Genomic DNA, 24,749 nt, shown 5'->3' on the forward strand with positions numbered 1-24,749 from the left:
GAAACTGTTTAAGATTACTCATTATTTTCATCGCTTAGTGTTTTCATAAAATCGATAACTTGTAGTACTTCTTTTTTTGATAAACTTAAACTATCAAATGGCAAGGTTTGATATTCATTATGAATCCCTAAACCAACACCGCCTCCTTTGTTATAAAAATCCATCACTTCGGCTAATGTTTGATATACGCCATTATGCATATACGGTGCAGTTTTATTGATATTTCTGATCGTTGGTGTTTTAAAAAAGTGTTTTCGTTCTTCGGTTTTATATAAATTATAGCGTCCTAAATCGGAAGATAATACAGGATTTTTTGTGTCGATTGTTTCAGGAACGCCTATAAACTCGAGTTCTGTATCGTTGTAATTTGGCGGTACCGTTCCGTTAAAAACAGGCGGAAAATGACAAGTTGCACACAAGGCTTTTCCCATAAATAGATTAAAACCTCGTTGTTCATCGGCAGTTAATGTTTTTTCTTCACCTCGGATATTTTTATCAAACTTTGAATTGAACGAATTTAAAGTTCTGATATAAGAAGCAATAGCGTGTCGTATATTGCGACCATTATTTTGATTTTTTTGATATAAAGTCGCCAATGATTTTTGATACTTTTGATTTTTCAAAACTCGTTGTATCACAGAATCCATGGTCATATTAAATTCATTATGATTTTCAACAACACCAATAATTTGTCCTTCTAAACTTCCTGCTCTAGCATCCATAAAAAAATCTCGTTGATACGATGCGTACGTTAATGTTGGCGTATTTCGTTGTTGTGCATCATTAAATTTTTTTCGACCATCGGTAAATGCTAAATCTTTAACATGACAGGTTGCACACGCCATATCGTACTTTTTAGAAAGTGATGGATCATTAAATAATTGCTTTCCAAAAATTATTTTTTCTGCTAATTGTGTCGTATCGCTTAAATGGTCTGAAAAATAATCTAAATTCAATGTTTTATCAGAAAAAAGTGTTGCCATATTGTTGGATAATGCCATTTCAAAAGGATATTTTACGTTCCAATCTTTTTGAATTTCAAGCAATAATTTTAACTGCGGATTTGTATGTTTTTGTATAAATGTGAATCGGTCAAAAGTATCGAAATCATGATTTAAATCTTTTTGAGCATTTTTAACGGTTGTTTCTAATTTGGTCAATAATTTTTTATTGCTAAATTTCTGTTGATGCACTTGCAGAATTTCTAAAATTGTTCCATAAGTATATGAACTTTCTTGCAATGATTGATTTAAAACTGGTGAATCAAATCCTGTAATTCCTGTGGTAGCGATTCGTGTAATTTGGTCTCTAATCAGCCACATCACATGGTATGATTTTAAGTTTAACGCGACATTTTTTCGGATTAATTTTAAACGATTTCTTGTAACGGTTACCGCTCTTTTCAACAATACGGTATCGATATTTTTTTGATAAATTGCTTCTTCTATCACTTGAAAACCGATAGGTTGCATAACGCGTGTATCGTTACTTGCTTCTCCTTTTACGCTTACAATATTGGGTGCGTTTAGCGATTTGTAATTATTTTTATCAGAAAAAGCTAAGATTGGTTCTAAGCGTTTAAAATATTTACGAGCGATGCCATAGTATGCTTGTTTTTTCTTTATATCAATTTCTTTTATTTCGATGCTATCTAAATTTTTGATAGTAATATTCAGATTTTCGACATATATTTTTTGAATACTATCTGAAAAATAGGTATCTGAAGAATTTGATGAATTTAAAGAATTGTTAACAGCTTGGTATTTTGTTGATTTTTGATTACAAGCGACTAATAAAAGCAAAAGACATACACGAATGTATGTCTTAGCTTTACAGAATGCTTGACTGTATAAGTCTTTCATTTTGATAGTATTCTATAATAATTTTTTATAATTTTCTATAATTTTTGATAATATTTTATCTTTCTAATCCTGTAATTAAATGTAAAACAGAACCTTCTTTTCTATTCGCTAAATCGGTATTTGCGTTTGGATCAGTAAAAGAAGTTCCATCAGCAGGTTCCCATCCGTGGTTTTGTGTGATTACTAAAAATGATGATTTTCCATTATTTACGATATCAGTAACATCAATCATTCCAGTAATTTCCCAATATTTAGACATTTTTCCATATCCTAAAGTTTCACCTCTTTCTTGGTCGCATTCTAATACTGTTTTCACAACTCCAGTTGCTAAATTGTATTGATATAATTTAGAATATCCAACAATAGCAGAATTTTCAGAGGCATATCCGTTAGGATCTTCTTGAATATACGCATAGTTTTCAGTAACTACGATATTATCAGGAGAATGGAAACCATCTGCTTTTCCTCCTTTGATATCACCATCTAATACACAGGTAATTTTGGCTTTTCCTGTTGGATCGTTTTCATTTAAAACTACTTTGTAAACACGTCCTAAAATAGATCCTTTTCCTACTAAACCTGGTTTATTACGTCCTGTTACAGCAAAATAAATTTCTCTATTATTGGCAGCAGAACCTCTTCTCCAGTCAATATCTTCTAACCTAGAGAAGCCCATAACACCTTTAGTTTTACATTCGGCATCTAAAGCGTTGATTTCTTTTTCGGCTAATTCTACAAATTCCACATCATATTGTGTTCCTTGTTTCATATCTACTTCGTAAGTTACGCCAGGAGTTGTTACTTTTAAACCGTATAATTTTCCAGTTTCTAAATCACCTCTATTTCCAACATACATTCCTAATTGTCCTGATGGCACGTTGTTATCAGCATTATCATCACCAATAAAAGCGACTGTTTTATCTGCATACGCATCTTTACCAATAACTACCGCATTTTCTGTAGACCATTGTCCCATTGCGGTTAGCATTTTTCCAGTACTTGCTGTTTTTGAATCTTTATAAGGATCGGTAGCAAAAACTCCTTTTGAAGCACCACCCCATTCACCTCCTGATAAATATAAAGGACCGAAACCGTGTTCTTGTGGTGTAATCATAGAACCAGAACATTGTGCTGTTTCTCCTGTTGCTTTTGCATTTAAAATATATTCTGCTGATACTGGTCTTAAATTTTTATTTAATTTAATTCTAGCGATTGAATAATCAGCTTCAATATTATTGATTAATGTATAAGTACCATCTGCTTCTGGTAATAAACCAGCACCATCAGCCATAGAACCGTATATAAAGTCTGGCGAATTTGGAATTACATCTTCTGATGATAAGATTGGCGTAATTTTTAAGCCGATAAATTCATTTTTAACTTTTAAAAAGTTGGGTGTTTTAGAAGCCGTTAAATAGGTTGTTGCATCATCTCCTTGATCTCCGTTAGTTCCATCTTTTCCGTCTTTTCCATTTTCACCGTTGATTCCATCAATACCATTGGTACCGTCTACTCCATCGGCACAAGAAGTAAATGTCGCAACACTTAAAGAGATCGTTAATAAAGCAATTACACTTAATTTTAAATTTTTCATTGTAGTTAGGTAGTTATATTTAAGTTTTATTTGATAATTTATGATTCGCTATCGTTTTTTTGATGTTACAAATTAAAGGCTCGTTTGTAAAACTTACGGTGATGCTAGTTTAAGAACAGGTCATTAAAATGTAAATTTTATTAAGAGAACTTAAATAATTGGATTGATTCTAAATTATAGAGCTATTAATATGTTAAGAGCTTGTTTAAATTTCATCTGAAAAAAATATAGTGGTAAAAAATGACGGCAAGGGGTTAAAATTCCTTGTTAAAAAGAGCTAAAAACTGTGGCAAATCAGGATGAGAAACTGAAATAAATTCAGTTTGACGCATTTTTATTTTTAAAACAAGGGGTTTTAACCCCTTGTCATGCCTATTTTGACGTTACAAAAATTTTTGGAATAAAATTTAAACAGGCTCATAATTTTTAAATTATTTTAGCCTTGTTTATTAATATCTTTGACGCTTTAAAAATCATCTAAAACAAACATAAACCACACTAATTAATTTAAATTATTATGCTAGGAATCCTTTTTACCTTATTAATGTTAATTTTATTACAAGCTGTTTTAGGCTTTGATAATTTATTATATATTTCTTTAGAATCTAAAAAAGCCCCGATAGCTGCTCAAAAAAAAGTACGAAAAACGGGTATTTTAATCGCTATTATTTTAAGAATCGTATTGCTTTTTGTGTTAGTTTCTATTATTGATTTTTTTCAAGAACCTTTTTCATTTTTAAGCGGCGGCATTAAAAATGTTATTCATTTTGCTTTTAACGGACACAGTATTATTGTGTTATTGGGCGGTGCATTTATTTTATATACGGCGATAAAAGAAATTTGGCACATGATTGGTAAAAATAATTTATCACATGATATCGATGGAAATTCAAGTTCAAAAAGGACAAAATCATCAAATGCGGTCATTGCGAGTATTGTTTTAATGAATTTAGTTTTTTCTTTTGATTCTATTTTAGCGGCAATCGGTCTAACGAGCGATTTAAAAAATAGCACTACCGCCTTTATTGTTATGGCAATTGCGATTGTAATTAGCGGATTATTGATGCTTATTTTAGCCGATAAAATCGCTACTTTTTTGGCAAAAAACCGAATGTATGAAGTCTTAGGATTATTTATTCTTTTTATCGTAGGAATTATGCTGATTACCGAAGGCGGACATTTGGCACATATCAAATTATTTGGCAATGAAATTGTACCGATGAGCAAAACGACCTTTTATTTTATATTGGCAATTTTAATTATTGTTGATGTTGTTCAGGGAAGTTATCAGAAGAAAATACTTGCGGAGAACACGATAAATTCAGTTCAAGAAGCTGATACTTCTCAAAAATAATTTTGAATTATTTAAAACCAAAAAAAGGCAATTTTTAATAAATTGCCTTTTTTATTTTTAATTATTTTGATTTATTTTGAAATTATAAGATTTTATAATTTCGATAAAAAACATAAGATATCTTTAAGATGATTTTAAGATAACCATGCGTTTAACATCCAAATTGTTTTTTCTTGTTCGGCGATAAAGTCACTCATCATTGAATTTGTACCTTCATCATTTGCTTGGTCGGCGATTTCCAAAATAGTTCGTTCAATTTTTAATAATTCTGATAAAGAATCAACAATTAATTGTACAGCTTCTACATCTTTATTGATGTTTTTGCCTACAGAAACAGTTGCTGTTTTGGTGTAATCTTCGAAAGTATGCAACGGCGTTGCTTGTAATGTTAAGATTCGTTCGGCAATCATATCGACTTTTACTTGTGCATCGGTATATAATTCTTCAAATTTAACGTGTAATTCAAAGAAGTTTTTTCCTTTGATATTCCAATGTAATCCTCTTGCATTTTGATAATACACTTGAAAATTAGCTAATAAAACATTTAATTCTTTGGCTAATTTTTTTGATTTTTTACTGTCTAATCCTAAAGCTGTTGTGTTCATAGTGTTGTTTTTTAAGTATTATTTTTAAAAAATTGTTATTTACATTCTTTTTTCTGATATATCAAAAGTACGTTCAAATAACTGATAAAAACTATAATTGTTATTGATAGTTTTAATATCTTTATCAAAAAAACTGATACCATGACCATTACACAATTAAAATATACGTTAGCGGTTGCTGAGCATCAAAATTTCACCATCGCTGCTGAACATTGTTTTGTTACACAACCTACTTTGAGTATGCAAATTCAAAAATTAGAAGATGAATTAGAGGCTAAAATATTTAATCGTTCTAAAAAGCCAATTCAATTAACGGAAATTGGCAAAAAAATCTTGGAACAAGCGAAAGTTATTGTTGATGAAAGCAATCGTCTTTTAGATATTGTACATCAGCAAAAAGGTTTTATTGGTGGTGAATTTAAACTTGGAATTATCCCTACGGTGATGCCCACGCTTTTACCGATGTTTTTAAAAACTTTTAACAAAAAGTATCCAAAAGTTCAATTAATTATTGAAGAATTAACCACGGAAGAAATCATCAGAAAACTAACTGATGGTCATATTGATGCAGGTTTGGCAGCGACTCCTTTAGAAAATGATTTTATAAAAGAGCGTGTTTTGTATTACGAACCTTTTGTAGGATTAATTCCTGATAAGCATCGTTTATTTCAAAAAAACAAAATTAAAGTTGATGATTTAGAGCTTGACGATATTCTATTATTGGAGGATGGTCATTGTTTTAAAAACAGTATTTTGAATTTATGTAAAACATCAAAAAAGAGTTCGACACATCGTTTTCAATTAGAAAGTGGCAGTTTTGATACGTTGATAAAATTATCAAAAGATGGTTTAGGAATGACATTATTGCCTTATTTAAACACCCTTGATTTAAATGATGCTGATAAACAAAATTTAAGAGAATTTGAAACACCTTCACCTGCTAGAGAAGTGAGTTTAATTTATCATAAATCGCAACTTAAAATGCAGTTAATAAACGCTTTAAAAACAACGATTGATAGCGTAATACGAGGTGCAATTACTTTTAATGATATTAAAGTTATCAGTCCGATACAAAAAAATAACATCTAATTTGATAAAAAAATCCCGCAATTACTTGCGGGATTTTTTAGCTTTATTTTTAGTAAACACTTAAAACTTATATTCTGATAACGGTTTTGGAAATGCTTCAGGATTTTCGGCTAAATGATAGCGAGGATCATCAACATCTTCAATGATTACATTTTTAAAGGTATCACTTGCTTTGTACATCAACACTTTACAATCTTGGCTTAGGTGTTTTAGTTTAATTATTTTTCCTGCTGTTTGATATTTTTCAACCAATAAAAACACGGCTTCTAACGCCGAATGATCTGAAATTCGAGATTCAACAAAATCAATTTCTACATTTTGAGGATCGTTTTTAATATCAAATTTATCGTTAAATTCGGTGATACTTCCAAAGAATAAAGGACCCCAAATTTCATAAACTTTCGTACCGTCTGATTTTACACGTTTTCTGGCTCTAATTTTCTTAGCGCTCGACCAAGCAAATGATAATGCAGAGATAATAACTCCAACAAATACGGCAATTGCTAAATCAAAAAACACGGTTACCGCCGATACAATAATTAAAACAAAGGCATCTGAGGCTGGAATTTTTTTCATAATTCGAAAACTCGACCATGCAAAAGTTTCGATAACCATCATAAACATAACGCCAACTAAGGCGGCAATTGGCACTTGTTCGATATATTTATCAGCAAATAAAATAAACGTTAGTAAGGTTAACGACATCATTACGCCTGATAAACGTCCACGTCCTCCTGCATTGATATTAATTACCGTTTGTCCAATCATACCGCAACCTCCAGTTCCTCCAAAAAATCCACTTAACATATTTCCAGCACCTTGTGCGATACATTCTTTATTTCCGTTTCCTCTAGTTTCTGTTAATTCATCGACTAAATTCATGGTCATTAAAGTTTCGATTAAACCAACCGAAGCCGCTAAAAACGCATACGGAGCAATGAATTTTAGGGTATCTAAATTGAATGGTAGATTACTCCAAAGTTCTAAAACGTTTAGTTTTTTTGATAATTCATCAATTCCATTTAAACCTGCACCGCCTCCATCTCGAATAAAATCACCAACATTTATTGATGAAATTCCACTAAAAATCGAAATTAAGGTAACAATCAAAATAGCGGTTAAAGCCGCAGGAATTTTGGTGGTTATTTTTGGCAATCCCCAAACGATAAGCATGGTTAATAAAACCAAACCAATCATTATATAAAGTTTTTCGCCTTGCATTGCCGATTTTACAACACCAACATCTTTTACCGAATAAAAACCGTCTTCTTTTACATTGAAAATAACTTTTTTAGTTATCGGATTAAAAACTTGCCCATCAGAAATAATAAAATCTGCTGATTTCGTTTGATGATTAATTACTGATTTTTCATTAATTGTATATAAAACAGTTCCTGATAACACATCTTTTACTTGATTATCAACAACAGTATACACCAATTCTTTGGTTTGTGTGTTTCGTTTATTTTGTCCGAAAAAATCTTTGGTATTTTCTGTAAACATTCCTAATTGTGCCATAAAAATAACAATCGCCAATCCGTTTACAAATCCCATCATTACTGGATGTGGGATTAATCGTACAAATTTTCCGAGCTTAAAAACACCCGCAAATATTTGTATAATCCCCATTAAAACCACGGCGGATAACAAATAAAAATATCCCATATTTTCCACAGGATTTTCGAACAATAATCCTTTGGCGTGTCCTTCTTGAATCATGTTTACAAAAATTACAGCAACTGCCCCTGCAGCTCCTGAAATAAGTCCTGGTCTTCCGCCAAAAATAGCCGATACAATCCCGACTACAAACGCTCCAAACAAGGCTACAATTGGGCTGATTTGAGCCACGAAAGCAAAAGCAACCACTTCGGGAATCATCGCTAAAGAAACCGTAATACCTGCTAACGTATCATCTTTAATGTTAATATTCTTATTTTTAAGGTATTTCATCATCATAAATTACATTTTGGTAAAAGTTGGCAAATGTAAAGATAATTTTATTGATATAATTTCAGGATAATCCAAGTTTAAGATTCTGATTTATTATTTAGAGTTTAATTTTGCGTACTAATTTTTTTGGTTTATTTTTGACCCTCGAATTTACCAAGCCAATTTGAGCGCAAATTATGAGCAGGAAAACACTACTTACTTCAAAGGAAATTGAAATTATTCTGCATCGTTTAGCTTGTCAGTTAATCGAGAATCATACTGATTTTTCGAATACCGTTTTAATAGGACTTCAACCAAGAGGAACGTATTTAGCCAACCGACTTGCAACACTATTAACCGATGAATATCAGATTAAAAATTTACAATTAGGTTTTTTAGACATTACTTTTTATCGAGATGATTTTCGTAGAAGAAACGAACCTTTAGAGGCAACATCAACGAATATTGATTTTTTAATTGAAGGAAAAAAAGTAGTCTTAATTGATGATGTACTTTATTCAGGAAGAAGCGTGCGAAGTGCTTTAACGGCACTTGAATCGTACGGAAGACCCGAAAATATTGAATTATTAGTTTTAATCGACCGCCGTTTTAGCCGACATTTACCAATACAACCCAATTATAGAGGACGACAAGTAGATGCTATTAATCAAGAAAAAGTAGTGGTTAATTGGTTGGAAAATTACAAAGAAGACACGATTTATATAGAAACCAAGCCCACAAAGCTTGTTTAATTATGATTATAAAAAACAACTAAAAATGAAGCAGTTAAGCGTTGAGAATTTACTAGGTATTAAATACCTTAACAAAACCGATTTAGAGCTTATTTTTGAAACTGCTTCTCATTTTAAAGAAGTTATCAATAGACCGATAAAAAAAGTTCCTTCTCTTAGAGATATTACGATTGCAAATTTATTTTTTGAAAATAGTACCCGTACTAAATTATCTTTCGAACTTGCAGAAAAACGTTTATCTGCCGATGTTATTAATTTTTCCGCTGGACAATCATCCGTAAAAAAAGGAGAAACATTAATTGACACGGTAAACAATATTTTAGCCATGAAAGTGGATATTGTAGTGATGCGTCATGCAAGTGTAGGTGCAGGAATTTTTCTATCAAGACATGTAGATGCGAAAATTATTAATGCTGGTGATGGAACACATGAACATCCAACCCAAGCATTATTAGATAGTTTTTCAATGCGTGAAGCATTAAATAGCAACTTAAAAGGCAAAAAAATCGTAATTGTTGGCGATGTTTTACACTCAAGAGTAGCCTTATCAAATATTTTTGCGTTGCAATTACAAGGCGCAGAAGTAAAAGTTTGTGGTCCAACGACACTAATTCCTCGATATATTTCAAGTTTAGGCGTTCAAGTTGAAACCGATTTGAAAAAAGCCCTTGCTTGGTGCGATGTTGCCAATGTTTTACGAGTGCAACACGAACGAATGGATATTAAATATTTTCCATCAACTAGAGAATATACACAACTTTTTGGGATTAATCGTGAAATTTTAGACAGCCTACATAAAGATATTGTAATTATGCACCCTGGCCCTATAAATCGTGGCGTAGAATTAACCAGTGATGTTGCCGATAGTAAACAAGCAATTATTTTAAATCAGGTAGAAAATGGTGTTGCCGTACGTATGGCAGTTATCTATTTATTAGCACAGCAAATAAAAAGAGCCTAAATTTCCCTCATTATTTATCATGAAAATTCAAGACAAAACAAATTATATATTCATTAGTTCTCAAGAAAATAATTGTACTGATTTTTTCTTATCTTTTGAAAAAGAATACGTTAAATATCAAAACAATCATATTATTGTTGAAACTTTAGCTGATTTTAGCCCATCTAAAGAAAATATTTTGTTATTTTTGAAATACGCTGAATTACATCAACAAAATGGTACGTCTTTTGTGATAGTAGTAAAAAATATAGCTATTGACGATTTTCCAGAAATACTCAATATTGTTCCCACTTTAGAGGAAGCACAAGATGTAATCGATATGGAAAATATGCAACGTGAATTAGGTTTTTAACCTAAAAATTTAATGCTTTTATTAACACTTTAAAAGGAACATCTATGGTAAAAAAACTACTTTTTATATTCTTATTAACAACATTTTCTAGTTTTTCTAGTTTCTCTCAAAAGAAATTTGAACAAAAATCTATTGATAAATTAATAGCCTCGCCAAATCCTTTTGTTAATAAAACAACCATTTTTATCGATGCTAAAAACAATCAAAATAGTACGTTAACCGTTCGAAATATACTCGGTAAAACAGTGTATTCCAAACAAATTAACCTGCAAAATGGACGCAATGCCATTCCTTTTGAACGTAACGATTTAAAATCAGGAATGTATATTTATGCAATTCAAAGCAATAAAGATGTGCTTTCAAAACGATTTATAATTAAATAAAATTATAAAATAACAAAATTATAAATTATCCATTATAAATGAGTTTACAAGTAACTGTTTTAGGATGTCATTCGGCAACGCCAAGAGTAAATGCACACCCGACCTCTCAATATTTAGAAATCAATAATCGACATTTTTTAATCGATTGTGGCGAAGGTACGCAAAGACAATTACGAAAATATAAAATTGGTTTTTCTAAAATCAATCATATCTTTATTTCTCATTTACATGGCGATCATTTCTTTGGATTAATCGGACTTATTGCAACTTTCGGAATTTTAAACCGAGAAAAAGAACTCCATATTTATGGACCAAAAGGAATTAAAGAAATTACCGTTCTCCAATTAAAATTAACAAAATCATGGACACGATATGCTATTGTTTTTCATGAATTAACGTCCAAAGAAAGTGAGCTTATTTTTGAAGATGATAAAGTTACCGTACATACAATTCCTTTAAATCATCGGGTTTATACCAACGGTTTCTTATTCAAAGAAAAAGAAAAACCACGAAAATTACATATCGGAAATATCGAATTATATGACGGCGAAATAAATACTGCCGATTATCATCATATAAAAGCAGGAAAAGATATTACATTATCGACAGGCGAAATTGTGCCAAATTCGGAATTGACAATTGATCCGCCAAAACCAAAAAGCTACGCTTTTTGTAGCGATACTGCGTACAAACCAGCTATCGTACCTATTATTAAAAATGTAGATTTACTGTATCATGAAGCTACATTTTTAAAAGATAGAGAAGATTTATGCGACAAAACAAAACATTCTACTGCCGAACAAGCAGGAAATATCGCCAAATTAGCAAATGTAAAAAAACTAATTATTGGACATTATTCTAGCAGATATGCAAATATTCAAGACTTTAAAGATGAAGCACAAACTGTTTTTGAAAATGTCGAATTAGCAAAAGCTGGCGAGCAATATTCCTATAAAAATTAAAATTGATTTGTAGCTAATAAAACCAAAGTACAGGCAATCTCATAGTCAATTTTATTGGCTGATAAAAGGGCGTAAAACTCCTTATTCTCTGTTCCTGGATTAAAAATAACACGCCTAGGTTTTAATGAAATTATATAAGAATAATACCCTTTTTGACGTTCGGGATTTAAATATAAAGTAACTATATCAACAGCAGTAAATGCTATTTTTTCTGTTTCAATAATCACTCCAGCTACGCTCCCACTTCTTAAACCAATAGCAACCGTTTTAATTTGAGCAGCAACCAATCTTTCAATCGCTTTATTTGAATACCTTACAGGATTTAAAGAAGCTCCTAATACTAATGTTTTTTTATTCATAATTGTTAATCTTTTGTTAAACAAGGCTCAACTCTGTAACAAAAACACCTTATTACGAGTCTAGTAAGTATCAAAAATAAATTAGAAAATAATAACAAGCAACCAAAAATTAACAAAACTTACAAAATGAAAAAATTATTTCTATTGATTTTTATGATTTTTACAGCATTTAATAACCCTTTATTTGCTCAAAAAAATCAAACTAAAATACCCAAAATAGGCGTTATTTCTGGAAAAATAATCGACCAAGCATCAAAAGAACCCTTGCCATATGTAAATATTATTATCAAAAATACTGCCAATAAAATTATAACAGGAGGCATCACCAATGACGCTGGAAATTTCCTTATCAAAAGTATTCCCGCTGGAAAAAATATCGTAGAAATTCAATTTATCGGATACAAAACAATTTCTAAATCCATTCTGATTAACAGAAAAAATAATAACATCAATTTAAAAACAATCACACTTTCTGAAGATAGTACCGCTTTAGATGAAATCGAAATTAGAGCAGAAACATCAACCGTAACTCAAAAAGTAGATAGAAAAGTAATTAACGTTGGAAAAGACCTAACCTCATCAGGAGCAACTGCTTCAGAACTTTTAAACAATGTACAATCGGTAAGTGTTGATAGCCAATCAGGAGAATTAAGCCTACGTGGAAACGCAAATGTACGTGTTTTAGTTGATGGAAAACCAACCAATATGAGCACCGCTCAATTATTAGAGCAAATTCCATCAACATCTATTAAAAGTATTGAACTAATTACCAATCCATCAGCAAAATACAACCCTGAAGGAATGAGTGGAATTATCAATATAATACTGCATAAAAGCGCAAATATCGGATTTAATGGCGCTATAAATACAGGAATTACACAAGGCGAAAATACCCGATACAACGGTTCTTTAAACATGAATTATAAAACGGGAAAAGTTAATTTCTATACCAATTTAGGATACAATAACGGAAAACGACACAATCATGGAGAAATCTCGAGAAGAGGGAATAATCCATCTTCACAAAAATTTATATCCGATAGCGAAAAAACCGCTTATTTAATAAAATTTGGTGCCGATATTTATATCAATGATAAAAATACCCTGTCTTTTTATACCACACAAAATAAAGCAGATTCTTTTAAAGATGGTATCGCAAAAGTATATGACGCTACAAATATACTCACCACAAATGCTCCAAATACTTCTGATAATGAAAATAATACAGGAAGTTATAACATGAATTATAAAATTGACTTTCAGAAAAAAGGACATAATTTAGAATTTGAAGCAACCTATTCAAACAGCAAAAACACCGATAAATTAATCAATAAAGAAACATTTATCGCCAATACAAATCCTAAATATCAATTTCTGAATTATTTTAATACGATTCAAAATGATAGAAATAATACCTTATTAAATCTTGATTATACCAATCCTATTTCAGAAAATGGAAAACTAGAACTTGGCGTTGAATACAGAAGCAACGAAACCGAAAATACAAATAAAACCAATCAAGATGGTTATAAAACAGATGCTACAGGAAATTTAGTACTCGACACAAATAATAAACCAATCATAGAAACTCTCGGCAACGGTTCTTTTAAGTATCAAAGAGATATTATTTCAGGATATGTGAACTACGGACACACTTTTAATAAAATAACCATGCAGTTAGGAGCACGTTTAGAACAGTATGACGTAACAGGAAAATTTACCAATAAAAATCAAACAAAACCATATTCTGATAACCTTTTTAATATCTATCCTTCGGCATTTTTCACGTTTAATCCATCAGAAAAAAATCAATACCAACTAAGCTACAGCCGTAGAGTTGATCGACCTTTTATAGGACAAGTAAACCCAATTAGAGAATGGAGTACTCCCCTAATTACATCTGTGGGAAATGCTACTTTAAAACCTCAATTCACCAACTCTTTTGAAGTGAATTATAGCCGAAGAATTAAAAAAGGGTCGCTTACTTTTGGTTCTTTTTATAGAAAAGTTACCGACGAAATCGCAACCGTTCTATATAAAGATCCAGCCGATAATACCGATACAAGACAAATAAAATCATACCAAAATTTTAATGGAAATAACCGTTACGGTTTTGAAATGTCGAGCAATTATAGCTTCACAAATTGGTGGAGAGCAAACGCAAGTGTAGACCTATACGCACAAACATTAAAAGGAATCGTGGCTGGAAGTGAAAAATCAGTAAAAAATAATGCCTTTAACGCTCGATTAAGTAACAGTTTTACCGCATCAAAAAAATTAAGATTCCAATTATTTGCCATGTACAGAGGTGCCAATAAAAGCTTACAATTTGATATTAAACCAATGTGGATGCTAAACACAGGCGCAAGTTATAAAGTGCTAAAAGGAAAAGGAAATATTTCACTAAAAGTAAATGATATCTTTAAAGGAATGAAATTTAGTTTCGATTCTACAGCGCCCTACAACCAAACAGGAACTTTTAACTGGGAAAGTAGAACCGCTTATATCGGTTTTAATTACAGATTTGGTGGCGGAAAAAATAAAGCCAAACGTAGAAGAAATAGAGATAATAACGAGAAAAATGGCGGAGGAGGTTTTATGTAATCCGCATTTATTTTTTTGATTTTTATCAAAAATATCATACAGAAATCAATTAATCAATTAATCAATCAATAGAGGGCAGACACATAGGTCTGCCCCTACGATTATTATTTGATAATTACCAACGAATAATAACAGAACCCCAAGTAAATCCGCTTCCAAAAGCCGCTAAAACTACGACATCATTATCTTTAATTTTGCCTTTTTCCCACGCTTCCGTTAAAGCAATAATTACAGATGCAGCCGTAGTATTTCCGTATTTCATAATATTATTATACACCTTATCATCCGATAATTGAAATTTCTGCTGGATAAATTGTGCAATACGTAAATTAGCTTGATGCGGAATTAACATATCAATATCTTCTTTTTGTAAATTATTTGCTTCCAAACCTTCTACAATCGCTTCTGAAAAACGACCAATCGCATGTTTAAATACAAACTGCCCATTCATATATGGATAATAGGAAACATCTTCAGGATTATTATTAGCGATAAGTTCAGGAACCCAACGACTTGTTGAAGGTCCTTCTAACATCAGCTCCTTAGCGTGTTTCCCCTCTGAATGTAAATGTGTCGATAAAATTCCTTTGCCCTTTTCTTCACTTCTTGATAAAACCGCTGCTCCTGCTCCATCTCCAAAAATTACCGAAACATTTCTTCCTCGGGTTGATTTGTCTAATCCGCCAGAATGATTTTCCGAACCAATGACCAAAATATTTTTGTACATACCAGTTTTAATAAACTGATCGGCAACTGACATCGCATAAATAAAACCCGAACATTGATTGCGAATATCTAACGCACCAATTGTTGGTAAATCTAACATTTCTTGCACCTGTACACCTCCACCTGGAAAATACATATCTGGGCTTAAGGTTGCAAAAACAATAAAATCAATGTCCTCTTTTTGTAAGCCCGAACGCTCAATCGCTATTTTTGATGCCTTAAAACCCATTACCGCTGTCGTATCTCCTGATTTTGGATCTATCCAACGACGTTCTTCAATTCCTGTACGCTCCTGAATCCACTCATCAGAAGTATCCATAAATTCCTTTAAATCATCATTTGTAACTACATTTTCTGGCACATAATAACCTAATCCTGTTATTTTTGAATTATACATATTAACTTTTTAGTATTTAACTGTTGTTTTGCGTACCTACAAAAATAGCCATTTTAACATAAAAAATAGTAAAAACGTCATTTTGTCATAAAATATGTTCCAAATATCTTCCAAACATCTTTTGGTATTTTTTTTGTTATATAAGATCAGTAAATAAACTGTAAATCAAACAAAATATATAATTATGAGCAAAGGAAGTATTAATGTGTCGGTAGAAAATATATTTCCACTGATTAAAAAATTCTTGTATTCTGATCACGAAATTTTTTTACGTGAGTTAATTTCTAACGGAACAGATGCAACGACTAAATTAAAACACTTAATTTCTATCGGGGAAGCAAAAACCGAATTAGGCGATGCTAAAATTGAAATTAGTATCGATAAAGAAGCAAAAACCATCACCATAAAAGACCAAGGTTTAGGAATGACTGCCGATGAAGTTGAAAAATATATCAACCAAATTGCGTTTTCTGGAGCCGAAGAATTTTTAGAAAAATATAAAGACGATAAAAATGAAACGGGTGTTATCGGACACTTTGGTTTAGGTTTTTATTCGGCTTTTATGGTGGCTCATAAAGTAGATTTAATTTCTAAATCATTTAAAGACGAACCAGCAGCACATTGGACGTGCGACGGTTCTCCTGAATATACCTTAGTTCCTCACGACAAAACTGACCGAGGAACAGAAATTATTTTGCATATCGCTGAAGATTCTTTAGAGTTTTTAGAAGAAAGTAAAATCGGTGGTTTGTTGAATAAATACAACCGTTTTAATCAAGTGCCAATTAAATTTGGAACGAAGAAAATAAACGACCCTGAATTTACACCTCAAACAACAACAGACGAAGAAGGAAAAGAAACCACTGAACCACACAAACAAATTGAAGTTGATAATATCATCAACAATACAAACCCAGCTTGGACAAAAGCACCTGCCGATTTAAATGATGAAGATTATACCAACTTTTACAGAGAATTGTATCCAATGCAATTTGAAGAATCGTTATTTCATATTCACTTAAATGTAGATTATCCGTTTAACTTAACTGGTATTTTATTCTTCCCGAAACTTACACAAAACTTAGATATGCAAAAGGATAAAATCCAATTGTATCAAAACCAAGTGTATGTTACCGATAACGTAGAAGGAATTGTTCCTGACTTTTTACAAATGCTAAAAGGTGTTATTGATTCGCCAGATATTCCTTTAAATGTTTCTCGTTCTGGATTACAAGCCGATGGCGCTGTTAAAAAAATATCAGGATATATCACCAAAAAAGTAGGTGATAAATTAGCATCATTATTCAAAAAAGATAGAGCCGATTTTGAACAAAAATGGAACGATATCAAAGTAATTATCGAATACGGAATGTTATCCGAAGATAAATTCTTTGATAAAGCCAAAAAATTTGCCCTATATCCAACGGTAAGCGATAGCTATTTTACGTTTGATGAATTAATCGAAAAAACTAAAGATAATCAAACCGATAAAGACGGAAATCATATCGTTTTATACGCCTCTAACAAAGACGCACAACACAGTTATATTCAAGAAGCAACCGCAAAAGGATACGAAGTTGTCGTTTTAGATTCGCCAATTGTATCGCATTTAATGCAAAAACTAGAAACTGCAGGTGAAACAAAAGTGCAGTTTGTTCGTGTAGATGCTGATTTTATCGATAACTTAATCAAAAAAGACGATGCGGTTATTTCTAAATTATCAGAAGAAGAAGTTGCTACTTTAAAACCTGTTATTGAAGGCGTAATTGCTTCACAAACATATACCGTACAATTAGAAGCAATGGATTCTAATTCATCGCCATTTTTAATTACTGTCCCTGAATTTATGAGACGTATGAAAGAAATGCAAGCCTCTGGTGGTGGCGGTGGAATGATGGGAATGGGGAATTTACCTGAAATGTATAATTTAGTGGTAAATACAAATTCTCCATTAGTTTCTGAAATCTTAAATGCTGATGATAACAAGAAAAAAGAACTCATTACACAAGCTTTTGATTTAGCAAAACTTTCTCAAAATCTTTTACATGGTGAAGCTTTAACAAACTTTATCAAACGTTCGTACGAACTTATTAAATAGTCGCAAATCGCTACAAATAAATACTTAAAACCTCTTTGTATAACAAAGAGGTTTTTACATCTTTAAATAACACAAATATCCCCTAATTATGAAAAAATTACTGTTACTTTTAATCAGCTCTTTAACAATCTTAATAATATTTTCTTGTAGTGAAGATACTATTATTAATAAAGCAGAGGAATCTGAAATTTCTGAAACTAATAAAGTAGAGGAATCTGAAACTTCTGAAACTGATAAAACAGACGAATCCGAAACTTCTGAAACTGATAAAACAGACGAATCTGAAACTTCTGAAACTGATAAAACCCTGAGTAATGAACAACTAGAGTTTATGCAAGAATATGAAACTATTGTTGATGATTTAAAATGGACTAAAGAAATTGCAATCTTTTTAGATGGAAATATTACCAAAGAATACAAAAAAATCGTAAATAAAGTTTTAGATACCTATAATCCATTATTTTCTGATGGAACAAAAATTAAACTCGTAAAAACAGCAAAGGAATCAAATGTACATTTATACAATGCTACGAAAAATGAATTAGCTTCTTTTTGGTCAGATATTTATAGCTATGTTGGCGGTGCTATTGGATACGGAACTACCTCTTGGTCATCAAGCTCTTATGGCGGAGAAAAAATTATTAATGAAGGTAGAATCTGGGTAGAAACAGGTAGCGATATTTCATTATTATTTCATGAATTAGGACACGTTTTAGGATTAGGACATAGTAGCCAAAAATATTGTACAACTTCTGTAATGTGCGGTGTGCCAAGCGCTAAAACATTATCCGCTTTTGATAAAGCAATGATACAAATACGTTATCATTCTGATGTAAAATCAGATACTTCATTCGATGAAATGAAACCTATTATTGAAAAATTATTACTTACAAAAGAAGTTGTAATCAAAAAATAACAATTCGTTTATAACGAAATTTAACTATTTCTCTTATCAAAAATAAAATACTTAAAAACCTCTTTGTAAAAATCAAAGAGGTTTTTTTAATTCCCATTTATATAGATTAATTTCACCAATTAATTATATCAATTATCAAAAAAAATCGTTTATTATTAGAGCCTGTTTAAATTTCATCTGAAAAAAATATAGTGGCAAAAAATAACGGCAAGGGGTTAAAACCCCTTGTTAAAAAAAGCTGAAAACTGTGGCAAATCAGGATGGGAAACTGAAATAAATTCAGTTTGACGCATTTTTATTTAAAAAAAAGGGGTTTTAACCCCTTGTCATGCCTATTTTGATGTTACAAAAAATTTTGGAATAAAATTTAAACAGGCTCTTAAATAAAAAACAATAATATCAAACTAAGAGCCTGTTTAAATTTCATCTGAAAAAAAAATAGTGGCAAAAAATAACGGCAAGGGGTTAAAACCCCTTGTTAAAAAAAGCTGAAAACTGTGGCAAATCAGGATGGGAAACTGAAATAAATTCAGTTTGACGCATTTTTATTTTTAAAACAAGGGGTTTTAACCCCTTGTCATGCCTATTTTGATGTTACAAAAAATTTTGGAATAAAATTTAAACAGGCTCTTAAATAAAAAACAATAATATCAAACTAAGAGCCTGTTTAAATTTCATCTGAAAAAAAATAGTGGCAAAAAATAACGGCAAGGGGTTAAAACCCCTTGTTAAAAAAAGCTAAAAACTGTGGCAAATCAGGATGGGAAACTGAAATAAATTCAGTTTGACGCATTTTTATTTTTAAAACAAGGGGTTTTAACCCCTTGCCATACTATTTTGATGTTACAAAAATTTTTGGAATAAAATTTAAACAAGCTCTTAATTAAGAACAATAATATCAAACTAAGAGCCTGTTTAAATTTCATCTGAAAAAAAATAGTGGCAAAAAATAACGGCAAGGGGTTAAAACCCCTTGTTAAAAAAAGCTAAAAACTGTGGCAAATCAGGATGGGAAACTGAAATAAATTCAGTTTGACGCATTTTTATTTTTAAAACAAGGGGTTTTAACCCCTTGTCATGCCTATTTTGATGTTACAAAAAATTTTGGAATAAAATTTAAACAAGCTCTTAAATTAAGAACAATAATATCAAACTAATAAAAAAGCAAAAACATGAAAATTATAACAAAAATTATACTCAAAATAGCAATCATTTTATTGATAAGTTCTTGTAATAAAGGAACTATTTTTAGTAAAATTGATGAAAATGAAATTAATCAAAATAAATTAAACCAAAAACAAAACGAACTAATAAAAGAATATCAAAAAGTCGCTATTGATACAGAAAATCTGAAATGGAAAAAAGAAATACGACTCTTCTTAGACGGAAATATCACTAAAGAATACAAAGAAAATATACAAAAAATAATCGGAAATTATAATAAACTATTCAGCGATGGAATGAATATTAAAATCGTAAACGATTTTGAAAACGCAAATGTACACCTACTTATAACCAATAAAAAAAATGTCGGAAAAACATGGAAAGATATCCCAAGATATATAACCGACCAAAATACCAAAGGATACGCTACAACTACTTGGAAACAAGAAAATCCGCAAAATGAAAAAATTATTACTAAAGGTAGAATTTGGATAGAAAATACGAATATCGAATTAACATATCATGAAATAGGACACCTTTTAGGTTTAGGACATAGTAGCCTAAAATATTGCCCTAAGTCCGTAATGTGTGCCGTAACAACTGCCAATGAATTATCCGATTTCGATAAAGCAATCATTAAAATAAAATATCATCAAAAAATAAAATCAGGCGATGATTTCAATAAAATAAAACCAATTATTTTAGAATTATTACAAAACAAAGAAATTCAACTCTAACTATAAAAAAAACCTCTTTGATTTTAACAAAGAGGTTTTTTAAAAAATTTTAGCTATAAACCCTCCACAATAGCAACCTCATCAGCCGTTAAACCATATAATTTATAAACCATTTGGTCTATCTGTTTTTCTAAAACGCTCGTATCCGATTCAGGATTTTCCTTTTTTATCGATAATATTTTATCTACTTTTTCTATAAATGGCGTTTGCTCTTTTTCTGATATTTCTTTTATTGGAAATTGTCTAAAAACTTTAACACCAATATCAACTCCGATTCCTCTTTTTTTACCATTTGAATTAAACCAATATTCTCCTAATTTTGAATTCATTAACATTAAAAGATACTTTAAATCATAATTTTTATCTTTTTGCCAAATTACAGAAAAAGAAAAACCTACATAATAATTTTCTTCATCATAAGTAAAATTAGGTTTTTTAAACATTCCTGGACAAATTAATTTGGGAGCGTCAAAAGGATTAAATTTTGAACTTCTATCTCTATGTAAACCATAAGGTAAATTTGAAGAAGTTATAAAAGGAGACATTTTATCTAAATGCTTTTTTAAATTAGGATATTTATTTTCTTTAATTTGTTCTCTAATTATTTTATCTGAAAAAATTAAATATTCATCTGAAAAATTAACGCTATATTTATTTACATTGTGAGTATTTAAATACGGTTTTAATATTTTTAATTCATCTTCATTTAACTTTAAAAGCTCTAACTCTTTTTTATTGATGACAAAAACACCATCGCCAATATTAAAAGAATTTAATAAATCATCGGTTAATTTACTTTTAGCTACTTTATCAGAAGCTTCAACAACTCCTTGTGAAACAAAATAAAACTCACCTAATTCAACACAATCTTTAAATATTGTATTTAAACTTACATCTAAATTAATAGAAGTACTTTCTATAACTTCTGTATTATCTAATTCTACTTTTTTTTCGTCATTAATATTTTTTGTGAAATTTTCTTTATCAACATTAATTAATTGAACTTTATAATTATCATCATTTAATGAATTAATATAAGAATGAATCATATGTTTTCCTGAAACTTCATCAAAAATTGGATAATCATCAAAATAAACAATTTCATATAACGTTTTTTCAGTGTTAATTCTATTAATTAAAACTTTAGCTCCATCACTTTTAACCCAATATGAATTTGTTATATAAGAAATATGAGCATCTTTTTTTGCAACATTAAATGCTTGATGTAAAAAGAAATACCATAAATCCATTTTTCCTTGAAGATAATCTTTCCATTTAGGACTTTTTCTAATTGGCGAAAAAATATCTTTAGCATCACGTTCTTTAATATACGGCGGATTCCCAATAACGGCATCAAAACCGATATAATTTCCATCTTCGGATAATACTTCAGGAAACTCAAAACGCCATTCAAAAGCGTTATGATATATTGCATTATTGGTAATTTCTTCTTTTTCTTGGAATGCTTTTTGGGCTTTTATTTGTAATTTTTTAAGTTCGTCTTTTTCGGATTTTTTAATTTTTTCGCCAAAATTGATTAAGTTTTTTTGTCTTTCTTGTTCGTTAATTAAAGTTCCTTGTATTTTCTGATATTTTTGAATAAAGCTGTTATCGAGTGTACTTTTAAAGTTATTTTTAACTTGTTCAATAATTTGTAGCACTTCTTTTTTACGATTTTTGTCGTTTGTATCTTTGTATTCGGCTACGGCATTTTTGTAATCTATAAATGAATAGTTAAGTTCTTTATTATTAAAGGCCTCTTTTAAATCATCATTTAAATTAAAACGGCTAATTAGTGAGTTTCCGCATTTAATATTAATGTCGATATTTGGTAGTGTTTGTAAGGTATTTTTTGGTGTATAATAGGCATTTTTGAGCAGTTCAATCCACAAACGTAAACGGCAAATTTTAACGGAATTTGGGTTAATATCTACGCCAAACAAGCAATTTTCAATAAGAGTTTGTTTTTGATGAAATAGGGTATGTTGTATTTTGGTACTTTCTTTACTTTTCGGATTGTATTCAAATAAGAGTCCATTATTTTGGTTTGTGATATACAATTCATCATTTACAATTTCGATATCACAATTTAATAAAATTCCTTTAGCATCGGTTAAAATACGGAGTTCATTTTTGATAACAATTAATTCATTTAAAGCACTAACCAAGAAGTGTCCTGATCCTACGGCAGGGTCGCAAATTTTGATACTATTTACGATATTATTTAATCGTTTTAAATCATCAACTTTAAAAAATTGGCTACAATATGCTTGTAAATCTTCAAAAGTTTCAATGCTATTTTTTTCTTGTTCTTTAAATTTTTGTACTACTGCCCTTCTGATGGTTTCTTTACACATATACATTGTTATATATGCTGGAGTATAGAATGAGCCTTCTTTGTATCCGTTTATTTTTTCAAAAATCAGTCCAAGTACGGATGCGTTAATTAATGTTTTGGTTTCAATTTCATCGGTAATTCCTTCATTTCCGTCAGTTGCGAAGTCGTATGCGTCAAGGAATTGGAATAAATAATCAAGAGTTGGTAATTTTCCTTGTTGTTTTTTTCCTTTGGAATTTTTTAAAACGGTGTTATTGTATATTTGAATTTCATCGTTATTTAACGCTGATATTTCAAAAGCTTCATTCTCTAGGGTATTTTTTTCAAATAGGGAACTATTTAAATAGGGAATTTCTTGATATTTGTCTTTATATTTTGGGTGTCTTTGTTCTATTGGTTTTGCTAAAGCGGAAAAGAAAAGGTCGTTTAAGTCATCAAATCCGTTTATAAATTTGGTATGTAAGAATCGATATTTTTGATTATTTTGATGATAGGTTACTAATTGCGATTCTAATAATTTAAGGAATAATATTCGATTAATCCAAGTTAAGCAAAGTTCGAGTCCTGCGTTAAATTGTTTATCGCTATTATTTGGAATACTTTTTATTTTTGATAGATAATCTCTATCTTCAATATGGAATATTGTATTTTCTAAAAGGGAGGCATAATCTCTATTTTCTTGTTTTTTTCTATTGATTATTTTTTTACCTTTTTCTTTAATTTCTTCTAATCCGATAATGTGTAATAATTCATTATAGAATGCTTTATTAAGTTGATTACTATCATTTCCGAATGTTTTTCCAAGAATATGTACATCAGAAAATATTTTATAGAGTGTATTTAAGTGTGCATCGCTTAGTTTTTGGAAATTTGTTTGAGCAAAATTCAGATATACAAAAGGCAATTTATCTTGAATTTCGCCGATATATTTTTGAGCTATTTCGTTGTAGAATAGTTCATTTTTAGAGGAATCTTTTAGTCCGTCTCTAAAGTTTTGATATTCTTTTAGTAAGGCTTTATTTTTGAAGAAATAGGTATAAAAATCTTCTGCTTTAAAGAGATACCATTCGTATCCGTTTGTAGCGATAAGGTGTTTTATACTGTTATTATTATTGTCTATTCGTTCACGCAGATAGTATAATAAAAGTTCTTGTAATGCTTTTTTATTAAGATTATCTTCTTTTAGAAATTCGTTTTTATTGCTTGGTTTTTTGGCTTCAATAAGTACGCTAACCTCCGATTTTGGGTTATTTTCAGTATAGATTGCTAAATCAATTCTATCTTTAGTATTGATGTAATTATTGGCGTAGAACGTATTTTTAAAGAACGTTGTAAAGTGATATTTTATATGTTCTTCACTTTCGTTATTTTCATCGCTTAATTTTACGGCATTGATACAGGTTTGTAATTCTGTTATAAAATTGGTTACTTCTTTTCTTAGCGGTTTGTGTTTTCTGTACGCAGGATTAAGAGCTTTTCTGGTATTGATTTTATTCATCTTCTTTTTTAGCTTTTTTAAACTTTTTTTGAAGTTTTTTTTAAGGCTAAAGATACATGAAAAATAAGA

General features: G+C 30.3%; 18 protein-coding genes. 11 read left to right on the forward strand and 7 right to left on the reverse strand.

The annotated features are described in order from the left end of the window. Positions 1-14 precede the first annotated feature (14 nt). Together L0U72_RS06315 and L0U72_RS06320 are read right to left on the reverse strand one after the other, a co-directional pair. Positions 15-1,862 (reverse strand): cytochrome-c peroxidase, encoded by a 1,848-nt coding sequence (locus L0U72_RS06315; RefSeq protein WP_233898692.1) that lies wholly within the window; start codon positions 1,860-1,862, stop codon positions 15-17. A 55-nt stretch (positions 1,863-1,917) separates the two neighbouring features. Continuing rightward, positions 1,918-3,456, reverse strand: coding sequence for a PhoX family protein (locus tag L0U72_RS06320; protein ID WP_101916520.1), 1,539 nt, complete (start codon positions 3,454-3,456; stop codon positions 1,918-1,920). Positions 3,457-3,973: 517 nt separating this feature from the next. On the opposite strand from L0U72_RS06320, the gene L0U72_RS06325 reads away from it, so the two are divergent. Next, entirely contained in the window at positions 3,974-4,810 is an 837-nt protein-coding gene (locus L0U72_RS06325; RefSeq protein ID WP_101916521.1) for a TerC family protein, read from the forward strand. Between the two features lie 134 nt (positions 4,811-4,944). Here L0U72_RS06325 and L0U72_RS06330 read toward each other — a convergent pair whose 3' ends face one another. Beyond that, positions 4,945-5,415: a Dps family protein gene (locus L0U72_RS06330; protein ID WP_101916522.1), complete on the reverse strand. Its 471-nt coding sequence runs from the start codon at positions 5,413-5,415 to the stop codon at positions 4,945-4,947. 141 nt (positions 5,416-5,556) lie between these two features. On the opposite strand from L0U72_RS06330, the gene L0U72_RS06335 reads away from it, so the two are divergent. Then, positions 5,557-6,504, forward strand: coding sequence for a LysR family transcriptional regulator (locus L0U72_RS06335; RefSeq protein ID WP_101916523.1), 948 nt, complete (start codon positions 5,557-5,559; stop codon positions 6,502-6,504). A gap of 60 nt (positions 6,505-6,564) precedes the next feature. Here the strand turns inward: L0U72_RS06335 and L0U72_RS06340 are convergent, their stop codons facing one another. Continuing rightward, positions 6,565-8,457: a SulP family inorganic anion transporter gene (locus L0U72_RS06340; RefSeq protein ID WP_233898826.1), complete on the reverse strand. Its 1,893-nt coding sequence runs from the start codon at positions 8,455-8,457 to the stop codon at positions 6,565-6,567. Positions 8,458-8,630: 173 nt separating this feature from the next. Here L0U72_RS06340 and pyrR point away from each other — a divergent pair, with 173 nt between their 5' ends. From pyrR to L0U72_RS06365, 5 genes are read left to right on the forward strand one after another with little or no spacing between them, the layout of a single operon-like run. After that, positions 8,631-9,185: a bifunctional pyr operon transcriptional regulator/uracil phosphoribosyltransferase PyrR gene (gene pyrR, locus L0U72_RS06345; RefSeq protein WP_101916525.1), complete on the forward strand. Its 555-nt coding sequence runs from the start codon at positions 8,631-8,633 to the stop codon at positions 9,183-9,185. A 25-nt stretch (positions 9,186-9,210) separates the two neighbouring features. Continuing rightward, entirely contained in the window at positions 9,211-10,146 is a 936-nt protein-coding gene (locus tag L0U72_RS06350) for an aspartate carbamoyltransferase catalytic subunit (RefSeq protein WP_101916814.1), read from the forward strand. A gap of 19 nt (positions 10,147-10,165) precedes the next feature. Beyond that, positions 10,166-10,498 carry a ribonuclease Z gene (locus L0U72_RS06355; protein WP_101916526.1) on the forward strand — a complete coding sequence of 111 codons (333 nt, stop codon included), beginning with the start codon at positions 10,166-10,168 and terminating at the stop codon, positions 10,496-10,498. Positions 10,499-10,542: 44 nt separating this feature from the next. Next, complete coding sequence (locus tag L0U72_RS06360) at positions 10,543-10,881, forward strand: T9SS type A sorting domain-containing protein (RefSeq protein ID WP_193699792.1); 339 nt, start codon at positions 10,543-10,545, stop codon at positions 10,879-10,881. 38 nt (positions 10,882-10,919) lie between these two features. Next, positions 10,920-11,843: a ribonuclease Z gene (locus L0U72_RS06365; protein ID WP_233883427.1), complete on the forward strand. Its 924-nt coding sequence runs from the start codon at positions 10,920-10,922 to the stop codon at positions 11,841-11,843. On the opposite strand, the gene L0U72_RS06370 is transcribed toward L0U72_RS06365, so the two are convergent. Further along, a complete protein-coding gene (locus L0U72_RS06370) occupies positions 11,840-12,202 on the reverse strand; it encodes a CoA-binding protein (RefSeq protein WP_233898693.1) in 363 nt (120 codons plus the stop codon). The two genes, L0U72_RS06365 and L0U72_RS06370, sit on opposite strands and share 4 nt — an antisense overlap. A gap of 126 nt (positions 12,203-12,328) precedes the next feature. Between L0U72_RS06370 and L0U72_RS06375 the strand changes: the two genes are divergently transcribed. Next, positions 12,329-14,806, forward strand: coding sequence for a TonB-dependent receptor domain-containing protein (locus tag L0U72_RS06375; protein ID WP_233898694.1), 2,478 nt, complete (start codon positions 12,329-12,331; stop codon positions 14,804-14,806). 115 nt (positions 14,807-14,921) lie between these two features. Here L0U72_RS06375 and L0U72_RS06380 read toward each other — a convergent pair whose 3' ends face one another. Further along, on the reverse strand, positions 14,922-15,929 hold the full coding sequence (locus L0U72_RS06380; protein ID WP_193699791.1) for a 3-oxoacyl-ACP synthase III family protein: 1,008 nt from the start codon (positions 15,927-15,929) through the stop codon (positions 14,922-14,924). A gap of 184 nt (positions 15,930-16,113) precedes the next feature. On the opposite strand from L0U72_RS06380, the gene htpG reads away from it, so the two are divergent. From htpG to L0U72_RS06395, 3 genes are all read left to right on the forward strand, one after another. Continuing rightward, entirely contained in the window at positions 16,114-18,027 is a 1,914-nt protein-coding gene (gene htpG, locus L0U72_RS06385; protein WP_233898695.1) for a molecular chaperone HtpG, read from the forward strand. A gap of 88 nt (positions 18,028-18,115) precedes the next feature. After that, positions 18,116-18,943, forward strand: coding sequence for a zinc metalloprotease (locus L0U72_RS06390; RefSeq protein ID WP_233898696.1), 828 nt, complete (start codon positions 18,116-18,118; stop codon positions 18,941-18,943). Between the two features lie 1,172 nt (positions 18,944-20,115). After that, positions 20,116-20,844 (forward strand): DUF2927 domain-containing protein, encoded by a 729-nt coding sequence (locus L0U72_RS06395; RefSeq protein ID WP_193699788.1) that lies wholly within the window; start codon positions 20,116-20,118, stop codon positions 20,842-20,844. Positions 20,845-20,897: 53 nt separating this feature from the next. On the opposite strand, the gene L0U72_RS06400 is transcribed toward L0U72_RS06395, so the two are convergent. Further along, positions 20,898-24,680, reverse strand: a complete 3,783-nt coding sequence (locus L0U72_RS06400; protein ID WP_233898697.1) for a type IIG restriction enzyme/methyltransferase — start codon at positions 24,678-24,680, stop codon at positions 20,898-20,900. Between the last annotated feature and the right edge of the window lie 69 nt (positions 24,681-24,749).

The sequence above is a fragment of the Tenacibaculum piscium genome, assembly GCF_021390755.1.
Lineage (GTDB): Bacteria > Bacteroidota > Bacteroidia > Flavobacteriales > Flavobacteriaceae > Polaribacter > Polaribacter piscius.

Bases quoted from the DNA above. Each gene is read 5' to 3' on its own strand.
- L0U72_RS06315 (WP_233898692.1), bottom strand. From the start codon at position 1,862: ATGAAAGACTTATACAGTCAAGCATTCTGTAAAGCTAAGACATACATT.
- L0U72_RS06320 (WP_101916520.1), bottom strand. From the start codon at position 3,456: ATGAAAAATTTAAAATTAAGTGTAATTGCTTTATTAACGATCTCTTTA.
- L0U72_RS06325 (WP_101916521.1), top strand. From the start codon at position 3,974: ATGCTAGGAATCCTTTTTACCTTATTAATGTTAATTTTATTACAAGCT.
- L0U72_RS06330 (WP_101916522.1), bottom strand. From the start codon at position 5,415: ATGAACACAACAGCTTTAGGATTAGACAGTAAAAAATCAAAAAAATTA.
- L0U72_RS06335 (WP_101916523.1), top strand. From the start codon at position 5,557: ATGACCATTACACAATTAAAATATACGTTAGCGGTTGCTGAGCATCAA.
- L0U72_RS06340 (WP_233898826.1), bottom strand. From the start codon at position 8,457: ATGATGAAATACCTTAAAAATAAGAATATTAACATTAAAGATGATACG.
- pyrR (WP_101916525.1), top strand. From the start codon at position 8,631: ATGAGCAGGAAAACACTACTTACTTCAAAGGAAATTGAAATTATTCTG.
- L0U72_RS06350 (WP_101916814.1), top strand. From the start codon at position 9,211: ATGAAGCAGTTAAGCGTTGAGAATTTACTAGGTATTAAATACCTTAAC.
- L0U72_RS06355 (WP_101916526.1), top strand. From the start codon at position 10,166: ATGAAAATTCAAGACAAAACAAATTATATATTCATTAGTTCTCAAGAA.
- L0U72_RS06360 (WP_193699792.1), top strand. From the start codon at position 10,543: ATGGTAAAAAAACTACTTTTTATATTCTTATTAACAACATTTTCTAGT.
- L0U72_RS06365 (WP_233883427.1), top strand. From the start codon at position 10,920: ATGAGTTTACAAGTAACTGTTTTAGGATGTCATTCGGCAACGCCAAGA.
- L0U72_RS06370 (WP_233898693.1), bottom strand. From the start codon at position 12,202: ATGAATAAAAAAACATTAGTATTAGGAGCTTCTTTAAATCCTGTAAGG.
- L0U72_RS06375 (WP_233898694.1), top strand. From the start codon at position 12,329: ATGAAAAAATTATTTCTATTGATTTTTATGATTTTTACAGCATTTAAT.
- L0U72_RS06380 (WP_193699791.1), bottom strand. From the start codon at position 15,929: ATGTATAATTCAAAAATAACAGGATTAGGTTATTATGTGCCAGAAAAT.
- htpG (WP_233898695.1), top strand. From the start codon at position 16,114: ATGAGCAAAGGAAGTATTAATGTGTCGGTAGAAAATATATTTCCACTG.
- L0U72_RS06390 (WP_233898696.1), top strand. From the start codon at position 18,116: ATGAAAAAATTACTGTTACTTTTAATCAGCTCTTTAACAATCTTAATA.
- L0U72_RS06395 (WP_193699788.1), top strand. From the start codon at position 20,116: ATGAAAATTATAACAAAAATTATACTCAAAATAGCAATCATTTTATTG.
- L0U72_RS06400 (WP_233898697.1), bottom strand. From the start codon at position 24,680: ATGAATAAAATCAATACCAGAAAAGCTCTTAATCCTGCGTACAGAAAA.